Consider the following 16022-nt stretch of genomic DNA (forward strand, 5'->3'; position numbering starts at 1 on the left):
TTATTTAAATCAAATCATAATGGCTAAAAAAGTTGTATTAGGGTTTAGCGGCGGCTTAGACACCTCGTATTGTGTAAAATACCTGACCGAAGAAAAGGGATACGAGGTACATAGCATTATTGTAAATACCGGGGGCTTTAGTAATGAGGAGTTAGAGAAGATAGAAGCACATGCCAGGAACCTGGGCGTAAAATCGCACAAAACCGTAAACGCCGTTAAAAACTATTATGATTCCATTATCCGGTTCCTGGTGTACGGAAATGTATTAAAGAACAATACCTACCCCCTCAGCGTATCTGCAGAACGCCTGAGCCAGGCCCTGCATATTGCCAGCTATGCAAAAGAACTTCATGCAGATGCCATTGCGCATGGCAGCACCGGAGCAGGTAACGACCAGGTACGGTTCGATATGGTGTTTCACATCATGGCTCCGGGGATTGAAATCATTACCCCCATCCGGGATATGAACCTCAGCCGTGCATCGGAAGTAGAATACCTGAAAAGCAAAGGAGTGGATATGAACTTTGAAAAATCGGTTTATTCAATCAACAAAGGGCTTTGGGGCACCAGTGTGGGCGGTAAGGAAACCCTTACTTCCAACGGATACCTGCCCGATGAGGCCTGGCCTACGCAGGTAACCCAAACCGGTACCGAATCCGTAAAACTTTCCTTTGAAAAGGGTGAGTTGAAAAAAGTAAACGACCAGACATTTGATCATCCAACGCAAGCCATACAACATCTGCAGCAAATTGCCGGCCCCTACGGTATTGGCCGCGATATTCATGTGGGCGATACCATCATCGGCATTAAAGGGCGCGTAGGATTTGAGGCGGCAGCTCCCATACTGATCATTAAAGCACATCACGCACTGGAAAAACACGTTTTAAGCAAATGGCAGCTGCAATGGAAAGACCAGATCTCCCAGTTTTATGGCACCTGGCTGCATGAAGGCCAGATACTGGATCCCGTAATGCGCGATATTGAGGCATACCTGCAAAGCAGTCAGCATAACGTAACAGGCGATGTGTTTTTGCAACTGTATCCTTACCGCTACCAGGTATTGGGCATCGAAAGTCCTTATGACCTGATGAATAACGCCTTTGGCAGTTATGGCGAAGCCAACAGGAGCTTTACCGGAGATGATGTAAAAGGCTTTACCAGGATATTCGGTAATCAAACATCTATTTATCACATCATCAAAGAAAACGCCGGGGAAGGAAACTAAGTAGTTTTGCTTAAATTTGCGGTTCCGCAAAGCATACAATAAAACAACAGATACGCATGAAGATAAAAGCTGGAATAATCGGTGGCGCAGGATATACAGGTGGTGAGTTGATTCGTTTACTCATCCATCACCCTTTTGTAACCATCTCATTTATTCACAGCCGAAGTAATGCCGGAAAACCTATCGTAGATGTGCATGCCGATCTGGTGGGTGATACGGATCTGAAATTTACCGGCGATATTTCGCAGGATATAGATGTGCTGTTCCTTTGCCTGGGACATGGAGAATCTACAAAGTTCCTGAGAGAAACACCCATCAGCGCATCCGTTAAGATCATCGACCTGGCCAATGATTTCCGCCTAAGAAAGGACAACAGCCAGCCTGATATCAACCGGAACTTCGTTTACGGGCTGCCAGAGCTGAATCGCGAGGCAATCCGCAAGGCACATAATATTGCCAATCCCGGTTGTTTTGCCACAACCATTCAGCTGGGTTTGCTGCCGCTGGCCCAAACCGGCATTCTTAAAGAAATTTACACTACCGGTATCACCGGCTCTACAGGCGCCGGGCAAAAGCTGGCAGCAACCTCACATTTCAGCTGGAGGGCCAATAACATCCAGGCTTATAAAACCCTTACCCATCAGCACCTGGGAGAAATCGGCGAGTCGCTGGATCAACTGCAGCCGGGGACAGAGATTGACTTAAGCTTTGTGCCCTGGCGGGGTGATTTTGCCCGGGGCATCTTTGTAAGTTCCACCATCACAGCAGATCTGTCTTTGGAAGAACTCTATGTGCTGTTTGAAGATTTTTATCAGGGACACCCGTTTACCGTGGTGAGCCGCGCTCCCATCTTCCTTAAACAAATAGTAAACACTAATAAGGCTGTGATCCAGCTGGAAAAAGTAGGTACTAAACTGGTAGTCCATTCGGCGGCAGATAACCTGCTAAAAGGAGCCTGCGGACAGGCTGTGCAAAATATGAACCTGGTTTTTGGCCTTGACGAGCGGGCTGGCTTAAACCTGAAACCGGCAGCGTTCTAGAGCCGTCAACCGTTGAATTTCTGTTATCAGATTTGAGTATCAAACCCTTAAATATTTGAAGATTTTGTTATTGGCAACTTGTTTCGGCATCTAAAGATGATTGTTCGCCAATAAATTCTGAAACAAGTTCAGAATGACATCATGCTGTAAAGCGACTTTTGAAGCAGCCTTTCTCTATGAAAATCTAAAAATATGGACAGCGGCGTCCAGCGTTATAGCCGGAACTTAACCTGGAACATTATCCCGATTCTCGGGAAAACTTGAAACCCGCGCTTAGTGGCCGGTCGTTAGCTTTCAAACCTCAAATCAATACAGGGACCTTCCTATCCAAACAACCGGTTATCCAACCCATAGGGCCGGGAATCCGTAATTTTTATTTTTCTGAAATCAGGATGCTGTGGATTCAGCAACAGGTTTGATTCTTCGGGAATCACCGCAGAGGGCAACCTTAACGCAAGATGCGACTGTTGCTGCAGGAACTGGTCGCCCATGAAGCGGGTGTATTCAAAATCCTCCACCCATTTTTCCTTTAACACATTTTGCTGGATCTGCACCATCCGGCTCTCCGGTACTTTCAGTGTCAAAAGATAATACTCCGGCAGCATTTTATACAGGCTCCTGTCATAGTTAACAACAATCTCCAACACAGCAAGAGAAATATGTTCAGCTGTATATAAAGCGTATACCCCTTTTGAGTTCCAGCGCCCCCCGAACAAAAAGGCCCCAAAACCGGATATATCTTCTCTGTAGGGTGTATGCACCAGGCGATAAACAAGCATCAGGCAGAAATTCCGTGTTCCATACGATGAAGCAGATCAATTACCTCCTGAATACCGGTATGCGTAGTGAGCAACTCCTGAACCATTGCCCCGTTTAAGGAAAAGGGATGGCTGCGCAGCCATTGGCGAAAACCATCCTTTCCAAAAAATTCATTACCGATATCAATAAGCTTTGCAAGTAAAAGGATCCGCTCTATTTGCAACCCATTAAAGCCACCGTCTTCTTTTGCATAGCGATGCAGTGAACGTTCGGATATATAAAGAAGATCAGCCCACTCATTCAAACTAAAGGGTGCCCGGTCTGCTATTTTTCTGAAATGGGTATAGGTGAAGTCTTTTACTGCAGGCGCTCTTTTGGTGGCATTATCCGGCACCTGATAAATAGCTCCAAAATCTGAAACAAGTGAAAGAGGCGGGTCTTCTGCAACAGGATATCGTTTTACGTTTTTTTTCATACTACGACATTTGTCACAAAGATATGTGTTTTTTGTCGAAATCAAAAACCCTTTCCCTTATCGTTCATTTTCCGGAGTTTTGGACCATACTTCATAGATAGGATCGCCCTTGGAGCTCAATCCTGTATGTACCCAATCGGCTCCTTCCAGCCGGTCTTTAAATTCCAGCTTCATTCCAACCCTTGAGCTGTCTCTTGAGAAAAAGCCGATCGTTTCGGTATAGGTCCCATTCTTAAATGTATAAGTGCCGCCGCCGGTGCCAGAAAATTCTCCCGTTTCCACATTAATGGCTGCCCATTGAAACCGGTCGTTGGTAAGGAATTTCAAGGTACGTCTCGGAGCCAGTTTTATATCCTTAAGATCATTAGCTTCTTTACGTTTGGTGATACGCCAGATCCCCGTCATCTTACTATCAGCATCCCCCACTTTAGTCCATTGTCCGGTTTTCCCCGATAGATCACTTTGTGCCTTTCTGCCTTTTGCATTCCACGTAAAATCATCCCGGGTACCTGTCTTGCTTTTGTCTTCTGAATGAAACCGGTATTGGAGCTGCAACTTTCCGTTTTCCACCTGCTGAAATCCGCCAAAGGTTTTGAAAAAACGTTTTCCCGAAGCATCGTAATAGGTAACCATACAATAGCCATCGGCGGCCATCAGCAGCCAGGTATCATCCCCGCTGGTATGCATCCAGCTGCCGCTTACCGGGCTCTTTGCATCCTGCCCTCTAAACCCGGCGAACAGGATGAGGCAAGCCATGCTCCATAAAGCGAGTTGATATTTCAATTTCATCAGAAATGATTTTATGCTTCGCAATGTATCAAGGTATGAACCCGTGCCTTTTTACTGCTTGTCTGGCATCAACAGAACCGGCTATAATGATGTTTCTTTCAGAATACGCCCGATCCGGCTCAATTCTTCCTTACTAAAGGTACTGTTTTTTAGGCATCCTACAGAATCCAGCAACTGGGCGCTGCTGCTGGCCCCTACCAGCACAGAAGTAACCCGCCGGTCTTTTAAAAGCCAGGCCAGGGCCATCTGGGCAAGCGTTTGGCCGCGTTTAACGGCGAGCGCATTCAGCTGCTGCACCTGTTGCAGACGCTCCCTTGTGATCTGGTCTTTTTGAAGAAACCCATGTTTTTTTGCAGCCCGTGAGTTTTTAGGGATCCCCTTCAGATATTTGTTGGTCAGCAGGCCCTGGGCCAGGGGCGAAAAAGGAATGCACCCCACCCCTTCCTGTTCCAGCAGATCCAGCAAACCATCATCTTCTACCCAGCGTTCAAACATGGAGTATTTCGGCTGATGGATGAGGCATGGCGTACCCAGTCTCTTTAATAGCTTAAAGGCCTTTGCCGCCTCTTCCTTACGATAATTGGAAAGGCCCACATACAATGCTTTTCCCTGCCGTACGATCAGGTCCAGTGCCGTCATCGTTTCTTCCAGCGGTGTTTCCGGATCGGGCCGGTGATGATAAAAAATATCAACATACTCCAGCTTCATACGTTTTAAACTTTGATCCAGGCTCGAAACCAGGTATTTTTTAGACCCCCAGTCCCCATAGGGCCCATCCCACATAGTGTAACCCGCTTTTGTGGAAATGACCAGTTCATCCCGGTGGCGTTTAAAATCCGTATGAAGGAACTTTCCAAAATTAGTTTCCGCAGAACCCGGAGGAGGTCCGTAGTTATTAGCCAGATCAAAATGGGTAATGCCGGCATCAAAAGCATGGTGCAGGGTTTTACGGTATACTTTTTCATCATCTACATCGCCGAAATTATGCCATAAGCCCAGCGAAATAGCCGGCAGTTTCAAACCGGAATGACCACATCTGCGGTATTGCATATCTGCATATCTTAACGCATTAAATTTCATTTTACCAACTTTTTTATGTACAATATTACCGTTACCGTATTCACGCCACATCTCATAACCAACATCTCACCAACAACATTTCACTTCAAACATCTCACCAACAACATCTCACTAATAACATCTCACTTCCAAAACATCTCACTTCCATCACTTCAGCTCATCCAGCACCTTATACATCTTCCGTACAAGGGAAAGCGCGCTTCCATTGTAGTTATTAACCAGGAACGAAAAAATATACTCCTTCCCGTCCTTCGCCTTCTGATAGCCGGAAAAACCCTTTACCCGGTTGATGGTACCACTCTTCATCTTCATATCATTGTACAAGGGAAAGCCCTCGTAATAATCCACAAACCAGGATTGCTGCCGGGCATATTTCAGAATAGCTACCTGTGCGCCCGTGGTGATCCGGTTCTGGGGCGACAGTCCTGAACCATCATATAAATGCAATGCATCCGGTGCCACCCCTCTTGTTTTCCAATGTTCCTGTATCGCCGCAATTCCGTTATCGGTGGTAGCCATACCCTTCTCCTTCAGCCCCACTGTCCGTAACAAAGCCTCCCCATAAAGGTTGATGCTTTTCCGCAGAAACCAGTAAATGATCTTTGAAAGCTCCGGAGAACTATTGGTATACACCCATTTTACATCCTTTACTTCCTTATCTGTAGTAGCTACTTTATCATTGGAAAAACGGACCACGCCTTTAAGGCTGTTGATCACCGTTTTCGCAAACTGGTTAGCCGGGTCGTATATGGATCCGGACACCACAAAACTGGTTTGACCGGCAGGAATGGTTCCGGTCAGTACGCCCGTTTTCCGGCCCATAGAAGGATAATACAAAATACTGTTATCACCGGAGTTCTTTTCAGCGGCAGTAGCCAGCGACGTGATCGGGTAATCGTAGAGATGAGGGATTGTTTTCACCACCGAAACCGCGCTGCCCAAAGCTGCACCCGATTTCAATACCAGGTCAAATTGATTCTCGCGCCAGTTGACCGCCTGTGCACCGGCGCCATAATAGTTGCCCAGGTCCTGCCAGATCCAGCCATCAGGAATGGTCTCCGCCCCCCAATTACCGGTGTAGATCACGATGCTATTCAGCTCCTTAATACCTGCTTCCTTTATGGCGGCCTTCAATCTTGCCAGGAATGCAATGTCCTTTGTTTCCTCCCAGCGCCAGCTGGCCAGTGTGGGGTCCCCCGAGGGATCCACGTATAAGCTTTTTCCCCGCGGCGTATTAATAATTCCGAACCGGGTTTCGTACCGGTATTCCTTACCCAGTACATCAAAGGCTGTAGCGGCAGTCACAATCTTTTCAGTAGAAGCTGTGGCCATGCCGATATTACTGTTCTGATCAAAAACGGCTTTTCCCGTTTCTGCCTCTATTACATATAGGGAGCTTAAAGCATACTTTAGCTGTGCATCTGTATTAAAGGTTTCCATTGCAGCGGAAAGCCGGGAAGACAGTTGTCCTTGTGCCGTCATCCATCCCAGTGTAAACCATAAAAGAATCAAAAAACGCATAGAAAAAAAACGCATAGAAAATACCATTGAGAAGGGAAAGTACAACATTTAATACTTTTCAAGAGATGAATTATACTTCAAGCCAGGTAAAATATGCAACAAAAATATTTGCGTTCCGGCTCCTTCGCATCTTTGCGTGAAAGCCGGTACACAAATCCATGAGGCGGGAAGTAGCGTCAGTGGTATAGTCAATCCGCTCGCTTTTTATCCCCGATTTATCGGAGTCCCGCTATCAATGTAAAATATCGAATAAAGAATCTAAAATAAAAAAGGAGTATTCGTTTATGGAAGAAAACTTGCCGGACTACTCATTCAGAGCGCCAGCAGGCTGCAGCCGCGGATATCGCTGTTATCGCGCCGGCCCAACACTTCAAAGCTTCCGTCCGGATACACAGCTCCCAGGTCATCGGTTGCAATAAAACTGCAGGAATAAAGATTGGCCAGGTCTGCAATATTGAGCACACCACGTTCCGGCCCCGTAATAACGGAAAGCGGATCATCTTCCTCCCTTAACACTACGCGCATCCAGGGCGGCGTAAAGAAGCGCCCCGCCCCTTTTGAATAGGCTTGTGAAAGCAGTTCCGTCATACCATATTCAGAATGAATCACCGGTACCTCAAAACGCTGCTTCAGCAGGTCGTGCACCTCATCGCGGATCAGCTCCCGCCGCCTTCCCTTCATTCCGCCTGTTTCCATGATGGTGGTATGCTGTAACGGCATGGGGAACTGCTCCGAAAAGTCGATTAAAGCATAGGTTACACCAATAAGCAGGGTCTTCTGGCCACTTTTTTCAAGGGCTTTCAGGGTCTGAGCCAGCGCATTAAAATCATGAAGATAAAAACCGCTGCGGGGATGGCGGCTATCGCGGATCAGCTGATCCACCATAAAAACCAGTGAGGAATGCCCCCGCTCCAGGTAAGATGGCAGCAAACCCAGGATGCAATAATCCTGCGCACTCCCATAAAAAAGCTCAAATGCTTTTGTAAAGCTACGCACATACAACCCGGCGTCTTTTACCAGGTGCCGGCTATTTACGGCTCCCGTTGTACCGCTGCTTTCAAAAAAAACATCGGGTTCAAAGGATGTAGCCGCAACTGTATGAGTTTTAAAAAAACGGATGGGCAAAAAGGGAATATCGGACAAACCGGCCACTTCAGACACTTTGCAGCCAATAGCATCCGCATAATTCCTGTAAATACGATTTTGCTGATACTGAAACAAAAACACCTCCATTGCAAGGGATTCAAAACCGGCTGCCCCGTCTGCAAATATCGCGTCTCTCAATACTTCCACTTCCATAAGATAAGCAGCAAAAATACAAAAGGATTAAGTTTGCAGCAGAAATTGGTTTCAGATGGCTATAAGAGGCAAGGTTTTTTTTGATTTTATCATTTTCAGCAACCTGTTTATTGCATGTTGTGCCGTTGCCATGTGCCTGAATACCGTTGCTTTTTTTAACCTCGGCAAATTGCCGGCCGATTACGCAGCTTTTGTTTTTTTTTCCACACTTTCCAGTTACAGCATTCACTGGTATCTCACCAACGAGGAGGTAGAAACCACTGCAAGCCGTACCGACTGGCTTCGGCAACATAAAAAAGTGCATGCCGTTTTTTTCCTGGTCAGCGCCATCGGCACACTGATCTTCCTGCTACGGTTAAGTGCATCCTGGCTCTATATCCTGCCCGCCGTGGGGCTTACCCTTTTATACACAGCCCCTAAATTCCCACACCGGTTTTTCCGGTCCCTGCAACGGTATATATTGGGCAAAACTTTTTTGCTGGCTGCCATGTGGACCTATGTAACCACGGCGCTTACATTCTTTGTTCAGGGTGTCAGCTGGCACGCCCCCCATTTTATTTATGTTGCCGACCGGTTTGCCCTCATCTTTGCCATCTGCATCCTCTTTGATTTAAGGGATAAACAGTTTGACCGGCAAACGGGCATTAAAAGCCTGGTTACCATCCTGCCCCTGGAAAAAATAAAAATAATTTTCTCCCTTTTTATTTTGATGAATATTGCGGGCTCCTACATACTATATACTTATACTCAAAGTATTATACATTTCATCTTTCTTTCGCTGCCGGCACTGCTTACCTACCTTCTATACCCCTTTGCAATAAAATCTAAAAATGATTACCTTTTTTATTTTATTTTAGACGGCCTGATGGCCCTAACATCCGTATTGTACTTTGTAAAAACTGTTTTTGACCTGTACATACAATAAGTTAGCACAAAAATTGATAGATATAACTTATGCATACTTCATTTAATAAAATTGTACACTTCACCCGCCTGATAAAAATCAACGGCAGATTAAGAGAATTCAATTACCGGAAAAATAACAATGCCGGCAACTATGTTTTTGATGTAGACACCGCAGATGATCGTGGCAACCGCTTATTCTTCAGATTGATTAAAGAAAACAATGAATGGGAACTCACCTCCAAAATGTCAATACCGGAATGGGTTACAGACAACCAGGAATTGTTGATTACCGAGCTCGAAGAAGGTGTACTGAGTAATTAACGGCCCAACCTTTTGCTATGACAAAGTTGTCAGTTAACATCAATAAGATTGCAACCCTTCGCAATGCCCGGGGCAGCAATAATCCGGACCTGGTTAAAATGGCGCTGGACGCGGAAAGTTTCGGAGCCGATGGTATCACCGTACATCCCCGGCCGGATGAACGGCATATCCGCTACCAGGATGTTTATGACCTGAAGCCCATTCTTACTACCGAATTCAATATTGAGGGAAACTGCCGGGAGCAAAAATTTGTAACCCTGGTATTGGATGTAAATCCGCACCAGGTAACCCTGGTGCCGGATGCAACAGGGCAGCTTACATCGGACCACGGGTGGAACACCATTGAGCACAAGGATTACCTTAAAGATATCATCAGCGTATTTAAAACCGCGGGCATCCGGGTCTCTATTTTTGTAGACCCGGACATCCGGATGATAGAAGGCGCCGCAGCGGTGGGAACCGACCGGATCGAATTGTATACAGAAGCATACGCACGCAATTTTTCCGCCAATAAAGAAATGGCCGTAACCCCCTATTTAAAAGCTGCTGAAAAAGCCCGCGAACTGGGCCTGGGCCTGAATGCCGGGCATGATCTGGACCTGCAAAACCTCAATTATTTCAGTCAGCAAATTCCGTGGCTGGACGAGGTCAGTATTGGTCATGCGCTTATTTGTGATGCGCTCTATCTTGGTTTTGAAAATACCGTTCAGCTATATAAACGGCAGCTCATCATGAGGAGCAGCCTATAAAAGAGAACTGTAAAATATTGAATGAAGAATGTAAATGTAAAAAGAACATTTTTTATAAAAGAGAATTTATCAGTTTTAGCCGTACCTGTTTCTCATGTTACATGGGATAATTAACATTCTGCGTTTCCCCGGATTCTTACTTAAAGAACAAGTTCTTATACCCGGCCCATTCACTTTTTTATCCCCGATTTTATCGGGGCGAAGCATCCCGCTCTCCGGATATTGTATTTGTTTGTTGTAATGGTGTGCTTTCCAGTATAAAACCGTTTTCTGCGGCAAAACGCATTTGTGTATCCTGCAGGCGGAGGATCACTTCATCCTGGGCAACCAGTACCTGATTCATCCGGTTACTGGCCGTTATACGGGCCGCTTCATCCGGAGCATCGCCAATTTCCCTGTACGCCTGGTACAGGCTTTGAAAATATTCAAAGTAGCGTACAGCAACAGTCTTAAAATCTTCTCCTCCTGTAAACTTTGAAACATCAATATCTTCAACCTTGTCGATTTTTTCCTGGATCAGTGCCTCCATTTTTGCGGCGGCCACCGCAACGTTTTTATAATCAGCACTGTCGGCGTATAATTTGATCGCATTTTCTGTTTGCCGGATGGGTTCGGCCAGGCTTTGCTCCATTTTGGCAATTTCATCGCTGTACTGCTTCGCAGTCATCATGACTTTGTCTCTACAGGCGGTCAAAAAAAGCAGGACCGTTATATATAATAAAAAGTTCCTTCGCATTCTTTGAATCTTCTTTTTAGGAACAGGGTCGTTATGCGGCTATGCCCCGTTTGCTGCATCCCCGGCGCCCCCGTTTTTTCGGGCATAGTAATAATAGATGGGCACTCCAATAATAACAATAACCAGGCCTAATAATGAAGTGGCTGTTTTTGCATATAATAAACCGATTCCCAGGGTGCCGGCCATCAGCAGGTAGATAATAGGGATTACGGGGTAGCCAAATGCTTTATAGGGGCGGTCTGCATCCGGCCGGCTGCGCCGCAACCGGAATACGCCTACAATTGTCAGAATATAGAATACCACCGTGATAAATACAACATAATCCAGCAGTACGCCGTATTGCCCGCTAAGACACAGGGCGCTTGCCCAAACGCACTGGGCCCAAAGCGCCCACTGGGGTACCGCATTTTTATTAAGAGTGCCGGCCTGGGGAAGAAACAGGTTGTCTTTGGCCATAGTATAATACACCCTTGCACCCGACAGGATCAACCCATTATTGCATCCGAAGGTGGAAATCATAATCATCACCGCGATGATGGCAGCACCATAATTGCCAAATATAGAAGACGCAGCAGCGGTAGCCACCCGGTCCTGAACCGCAAAAGCAATATTTGGAGCCGCAACCTCGGGAGCATAGGCCAGTTCCGTACCTGAAGCCGGCGGAAGCATGGGTAAAACAGCCAGGTACATCAGGTTGGCCAGCAGGTACACAACCGTTACCACCAGGGTACCTAAAAAAAGGCTCATTCCCACATTGCGCTTGGGGTTCTTTATTTCGCCGGCTATAAATGTAACATTTTCCCAGGCCACACTGCTAAAAACGGATCCCACCATCGCTCCGCTGATCAGCCCCAGGGCTACCATCATACCACCGGGAGATTGAAATACGGACCAGCCCAGTTTGCTGCCGGCCGCATCATTCACCGGCGTTGTAAATTTCATATCAAAGCCGGTAGCCCAGTTGGCGTTCCAGATATCAGCCTTTGCTGCAATCAGCAATCCAAAAACGATCAAACCAAAAAGGGAAAACAGCTTTATGATCGTAAAGATCGTCTGGATCATTTTGCCATCTTTTATACCCCGGGTATTTACGTAGGTGAGAAATATGATCAGCGCTATCGACACAAGCTGTGCCGGGAAGATCCGTAGCCAACCCAGTTCAAAAAGAAGGTTCTTTTCATCCATGGTTAGCGCCGGGATAAAATAGCCGGCAAACTTACTGAAGGCAACCCCTACCGCTGCAATGGTACCGGTTTGAATAACAGAAAAAAAACTCCACCCATACAAAAAGCCCAGCATGGGATTGTAGGCTTCCTTTAAATAAACATACTGCCCGCCCGCCTTGGGAAACATGGAAGACAGTTCTCCATAGGTAATAGCAGCAAAAACGGTCATTAAGCCCGTTATGACCCACAGGGCTATCAGCCAGCCGGCCGACCCTACCTGCCGCGTCATATCTGAAGCTACTATAAAAATACCGGAACCGATCATAGATCCCGCTACAATCATGGTTCCATCAAATAAACTGAGCGACTGTTTAAATGCAACTTTCTCGGCCATCGTTATAATTTAATGACCCAAAATAAGCTATTATTGGAAATAAACGGCTACTAAGGCTCAGAACCGTATTTTTTTTTGAAAAAGCTGTTTATTTCTTTTCCTTTGCATACTGCTCATTCAACCCCTTCACCACCTGGGGAGTAATATCATAGGTTGTATCCTTATAGTAGAACAGTCCGGGGTCATCCGCAAAAATGAAAGAGAAGTTTTTATCGGCATTGAAGGTTTTCAGAAATTCTTCAATCTTCTTTTTAACGCTCATATTCCTGCTCGCTAAAAAATTATTATATTCTTCCATCAGGCTCTGGCGTTTTTCCATTATCTGGGCCTGGTTTGCCTCTACATCCCGCTGGGCCGACAGTGCCTGTTCTTCGGTCATAGAGTTGCTCTGCTGCTGATATCCTCCAACTTTGGCTTTAAACGCCTTATCCATTCGATCCAGCTCCGCGGTAATAGCACTTTTTTTTCGCTCTACTTCCCGTTCTACATTCTTTGCCAGCTCATAATGCTGCTGAATAGAGTCCATATCAATATAGGCAAATATGGCATCATGACGCATTGTCGAATCGTTTCCCTTTGAAAGCATCGTTCCGGTATGCGGGGTCTTGGTATTTCCATTCAACTGTTTGTACAACAAAAAAGCTACGGCTATTACCAATAATACATTAATAGCAAGGAGCACATTCTTCATTTCCCAGATTTTTACAATAAATATAGAACAACCTGCAATATACCAATGAATAAAACAAAAAAAATATTCGCAAGCTATCTTATGAAAGCGTTAACAGGATAAAAAAAAACGCCCCAACTGGATTGGGACGGCCTGTAAAAGCTGGCAGGTTGTTGCATTCAGACAATCTTCTCAACCTGCATATAATTTAGTTCTACCGGCGTTGATCTTCCAAAGATCTTCACCGTTACTTTCAGTTTTTTCTTTTCATCGTTCACCTCTTCAATAACTCCATTAAAATCATTAAACGGCCCTTCTACAATCTTGATGGTTTCACCAACAATGAACGGCTCTATCATGCTCACACCGCCAGCTTCGGCCATTTCATCCATCCGCCCCAGCATCTTGTTCACTTCTGCTTTACGCAGCGCAATGGGATTATCTTTACCCAGGAAATGGATCACACTATTGGTATTTACCACCAGGTCTCTCAGGTCATCGCTCATCTTACCATCCAGCACTTCTACCATTACATAGCCCGGGTAATAGTTACGTTCACGCATTACTTTTTTCCCGTTCTGAACCTTATATACTTTCTCTACGGGAAGGAACACCTGCTTCACCACCTTCTCAAACTCGCTTCTCGAAATTTCTTTATCCAGATACTCTTTCACCTTCCGCTCTTTACCGCTCACCACCCGCAAAACATACCATTTGGTATCCTGCTGGGGCGCATCCGGGGTGGCATTATCTGTTATATTTACCTCTTCCATTATTTAACTATAAAGGATTTTGTATAAAAAATTCAGCCCTCCGCCGGCGATAAAATCCATCAGCCAAATCATAACTGTAATCAGCACCGTTGCTCCCAATACAATCATGGTAGACTGTTGCAGTTCGCTCCAGGTAGGCCAGGTTACTTTTTCTGCCAACTCTTTATAGCTGTTTTTTACATAATCTCCAAACTTGCCCATTCTCAAGGTTTGAGGTCCGAGGCTCAAAGTCTGAGGTTCTGGAACATCACACTTTAAACATCAAACATGAAACAAAAAATTTGCACGGGCACAAGGATTCGAACCCTGATCAAAGGTTTTGGAGACCTCTATTCTACCATTGAACTATGCCCGTAAGATAAAATTAGCTAATCAGCGAATTGGCTAATTAGCTAATTTATAAAGAACTTATTGATCAAAATTATTTGATGATCTCAGTTACCTGACCTGCACCTACTGTACGGCCACCTTCGCGGATCGCAAACTTCAGACCTTTTTCCATCGCGATGGGGGTAATCAGTTTTACAGTCAGGGAAGTGTTATCACCAGGCATGATCATTTCAGTGCCTTCAGCCAGTGTACACTCACCCGTTACATCCGTTGTACGGAAATAGAACTGAGGACGGTATTTGTTAAAGAATGGAGTGTGACGACCACCTTCATCTTTGCTTAATACGTATACTTCACATTTGAATTCAGTATGCGGAGTGATGGATCCGGGTTTGCAGATTACCATACCACGACGGATCTGGGTTTTCTCAATACCACGTAACAGCAGACCTGCGTTGTCACCAGCTTCACCTTCGTCCAGGATTTTGCGGAACATTTCCACACCTGTTACAGTAGAAGTCAGGGGTTTTTCCATCAGACCTACGATTTCCACCGGCTCACCGGTTTTAACCTTACCTCTTTCGATACGGCCTGTAGCAACAGTACCGCGACCTGTGATTGAGAACACGTCCTCAACGCTCATCAGGAACGGAAGATCGATCGGACGGGGAGGCAGCGGAATGTAGCTGTCAACAGCATCCATCAGTTCAGTGATGGCACCCACCCATTTTTCGTCACCAGCCAATGCGCCGGTTGCAGAACCTTTGATGATTGGTGTGTTATCACCATCGAAACCACGCTTTGTCAGCTCATCGCGTACTTCCATTTCAACCAGGTCTAACAGTTCAGGATCGTCAACCAGGTCAACTTTATTTAAGAAAACCACCATTTTAGGTACACCAACCTGTGCAGCCAAAAGGATGTGCTCTTTTGTTTGAGGCATCGGACCATCAGTAGCAGCTACCACCAGGATGGCTCCATCCATCTGGGCAGCACCAGTGATCATATTTTTAACGTAGTCAGCGTGACCGGGACAATCTACGTGCGCATAGTGACGGGTTGCAGTTTCATATTCTACGTGAGCGGTATTAATTGTAATACCTCTTTCTTTTTCCTCTGGTGCACCATCAATATCGTCATATTTTTTTGCCTGAGCTAAACCTTGCTTAGCAAGAATTTCGGTAATAGCGGCAGTCAAAGTGGTCTTACCATGGTCAACGTGGCCAATGGTACCAATGTTTACGTGGGGTTTCTCCCGCTTAAAGGTCTCTTTTGACATTGTTATCTTTTTTAATTGTTTTTACTAAATTTTTACTATCCAGAAATCCAGCCAGGGCTGGATCGTAATGCTTTAGCTGAATCGCCATCAGGAGCGCAACCCATCTAAAATACCAAAAGAAGCGCCCGGTATCCCGGTTAAACCGGAAGGGTTGCTTCTGCAAAGAGCCGTTGATGAGAATTGAACTCACGACCTCTTCCTTACCAAGGAAGTGCTCTACCCCTGAGCTACAACGGCGATCTCAGTTGATAGCTCCGGGTTTTATGATATACAAACCCTGCCTGCACAACACAGGCTCACTACAAACGAAACGGAGCGGGAGACGAGGCTCGAACTCGCCACCTATAGCTTGGAAGGCTATCGCTCTACCAAATGAGCTACTCCCGCTTAATTAATTTGAAAATTTGAGAATGAATTAATTTGAAAATTAAATCTTCTGCAAACATTCAAAACCCAAAGAACTCCTGCATTTGAAAGGTGCTATTTTCATATCTTCAAATTTACACATTT

17 protein-coding genes and 3 tRNA genes are annotated in these 16022 nt (G+C 45.6%); 5 read left to right on the plus strand and 15 right to left on the minus strand.

Translation table 11 applies throughout. The annotated features are described in order from the left end of the window. Window positions 1-19 precede the first annotated feature (19 nt). Together argG and argC are read left to right on the plus strand one after the other, a co-directional pair. Window positions 20-1225, plus strand: coding sequence for an argininosuccinate synthase (argG, locus tag GGU45_RS14100; protein WP_435225733.1), 1206 nt, complete (start codon window positions 20-22; stop codon window positions 1223-1225). A gap of 56 nt (window positions 1226-1281) precedes the next feature. Continuing rightward, window positions 1282-2265, plus strand: coding sequence for an N-acetyl-gamma-glutamyl-phosphate reductase (gene argC, locus GGU45_RS14105; protein WP_435225735.1), 984 nt, complete (start codon window positions 1282-1284; stop codon window positions 2263-2265). 323 nt (window positions 2266-2588) lie between these two features. Here argC and GGU45_RS14110 read toward each other — a convergent pair whose 3' ends face one another. From GGU45_RS14110 to GGU45_RS14135, 6 genes are all read right to left on the minus strand, one after another. After that, the gene (locus tag GGU45_RS14110; RefSeq protein WP_435225737.1) at window positions 2589-3044 is read right to left on the minus strand and encodes an RES family NAD+ phosphorylase; all 456 of its coding nucleotides are present in this window, start codon (window positions 3042-3044) and stop codon (window positions 2589-2591) included. Further along, complete coding sequence (locus tag GGU45_RS14115) at window positions 3044-3499, minus strand: Xre family toxin-antitoxin system antitoxin (protein ID WP_435225739.1); 456 nt, start codon at window positions 3497-3499, stop codon at window positions 3044-3046. The genes GGU45_RS14110 and GGU45_RS14115 overlap by 1 nt, the downstream gene beginning before the upstream one ends. A 57-nt stretch (window positions 3500-3556) precedes the next feature. Then, the gene (locus tag GGU45_RS14120) at window positions 3557-4288 is read right to left on the minus strand and encodes a DUF4488 domain-containing protein (RefSeq protein ID WP_435225741.1); all 732 of its coding nucleotides are present in this window, start codon (window positions 4286-4288) and stop codon (window positions 3557-3559) included. Between the two features lie 81 nt (window positions 4289-4369). Continuing rightward, window positions 4370-5368: an L-glyceraldehyde 3-phosphate reductase gene (gene mgrA / locus GGU45_RS14125; RefSeq protein WP_435225743.1), complete on the minus strand. Its 999-nt coding sequence runs from the start codon at window positions 5366-5368 to the stop codon at window positions 4370-4372. A 147-nt stretch (window positions 5369-5515) separates the two neighbouring features. Further along, window positions 5516-6904 (minus strand): D-alanyl-D-alanine carboxypeptidase/D-alanyl-D-alanine endopeptidase, encoded by a 1389-nt coding sequence (gene dacB, locus GGU45_RS14130; RefSeq protein WP_435225745.1) that lies wholly within the window; start codon window positions 6902-6904, stop codon window positions 5516-5518. 297 nt (window positions 6905-7201) lie between these two features. After that, a complete protein-coding gene (locus GGU45_RS14135) occupies window positions 7202-8188 on the minus strand; it encodes a long-chain-fatty-acid--protein ligase (protein WP_435225747.1) in 987 nt (328 codons plus the stop codon). 55 nt (window positions 8189-8243) lie between these two features. Here GGU45_RS14135 and GGU45_RS14140 point away from each other — a divergent pair, with 55 nt between their 5' ends. Genes GGU45_RS14140 through GGU45_RS14150 form a run of 3 tightly spaced genes read left to right on the plus strand, consistent with a single transcriptional unit; the run spans window position 8244 to window position 10164 of the window. Continuing rightward, complete coding sequence (locus tag GGU45_RS14140; RefSeq protein ID WP_435225749.1) at window positions 8244-9113, plus strand: UbiA prenyltransferase family protein; 870 nt, start codon at window positions 8244-8246, stop codon at window positions 9111-9113. 29 nt (window positions 9114-9142) lie between these two features. Further along, window positions 9143-9415, plus strand: a complete 273-nt coding sequence (locus GGU45_RS14145; protein ID WP_435225751.1) for a hypothetical protein — start codon at window positions 9143-9145, stop codon at window positions 9413-9415. A 17-nt stretch (window positions 9416-9432) separates the two neighbouring features. Further along, window positions 9433-10164, plus strand: a complete 732-nt coding sequence (locus tag GGU45_RS14150) for a pyridoxine 5'-phosphate synthase (RefSeq protein WP_435225753.1) — start codon at window positions 9433-9435, stop codon at window positions 10162-10164. Window positions 10165-10354: 190 nt separating this feature from the next. Here GGU45_RS14150 and GGU45_RS14155 read toward each other — a convergent pair whose 3' ends face one another. From GGU45_RS14155 to GGU45_RS14195, 9 genes are all read right to left on the minus strand, one after another. Beyond that, window positions 10355-10834: a hypothetical protein gene (locus GGU45_RS14155; RefSeq protein ID WP_435225755.1), complete on the minus strand. Its 480-nt coding sequence runs from the start codon at window positions 10832-10834 to the stop codon at window positions 10355-10357. A 105-nt stretch (window positions 10835-10939) separates the two neighbouring features. Continuing rightward, window positions 10940-12460 (minus strand): APC family permease, encoded by a 1521-nt coding sequence (locus GGU45_RS14160; RefSeq protein WP_435225757.1) that lies wholly within the window; start codon window positions 12458-12460, stop codon window positions 10940-10942. 88 nt (window positions 12461-12548) lie between these two features. Then, window positions 12549-13151: an OmpH/Skp family outer membrane protein gene (locus tag GGU45_RS14165; protein WP_435225759.1), complete on the minus strand. Its 603-nt coding sequence runs from the start codon at window positions 13149-13151 to the stop codon at window positions 12549-12551. Between the two features lie 158 nt (window positions 13152-13309). Beyond that, window positions 13310-13903, minus strand: a complete 594-nt coding sequence (gene nusG / locus GGU45_RS14170; RefSeq protein WP_435225761.1) for a transcription termination/antitermination protein NusG — start codon at window positions 13901-13903, stop codon at window positions 13310-13312. A 3-nt stretch (window positions 13904-13906) separates the two neighbouring features. Beyond that, window positions 13907-14104 (minus strand): preprotein translocase subunit SecE, encoded by a 198-nt coding sequence (gene secE / locus GGU45_RS14175; protein ID WP_435225763.1) that lies wholly within the window; start codon window positions 14102-14104, stop codon window positions 13907-13909. An 83-nt stretch (window positions 14105-14187) separates the two neighbouring features. Then, window positions 14188-14258, minus strand: a tRNA-Trp gene (locus tag GGU45_RS14180). Between the two features lie 66 nt (window positions 14259-14324). After that, window positions 14325-15512 carry an elongation factor Tu gene (gene tuf, locus GGU45_RS14185; protein WP_435225765.1) on the minus strand — a complete coding sequence of 396 codons (1188 nt, stop codon included), beginning with the start codon at window positions 15510-15512 and terminating at the stop codon, window positions 14325-14327. A gap of 165 nt (window positions 15513-15677) precedes the next feature. After that, a tRNA-Thr gene (locus tag GGU45_RS14190) sits at window positions 15678-15749 on the minus strand. 77 nt (window positions 15750-15826) lie between these two features. Further along, window positions 15827-15899: transfer RNA gene (locus tag GGU45_RS14195), tRNA-Gly, on the minus strand. Window positions 15900-16022: the final 123 nt, after the last annotated feature.

It is taken from the genome of Niabella hirudinis, assembly GCF_051201075.1.
In the GTDB taxonomy this organism is placed as follows: domain Bacteria; phylum Bacteroidota; class Bacteroidia; order Chitinophagales; family Chitinophagaceae; genus Niabella; species Niabella hirudinis.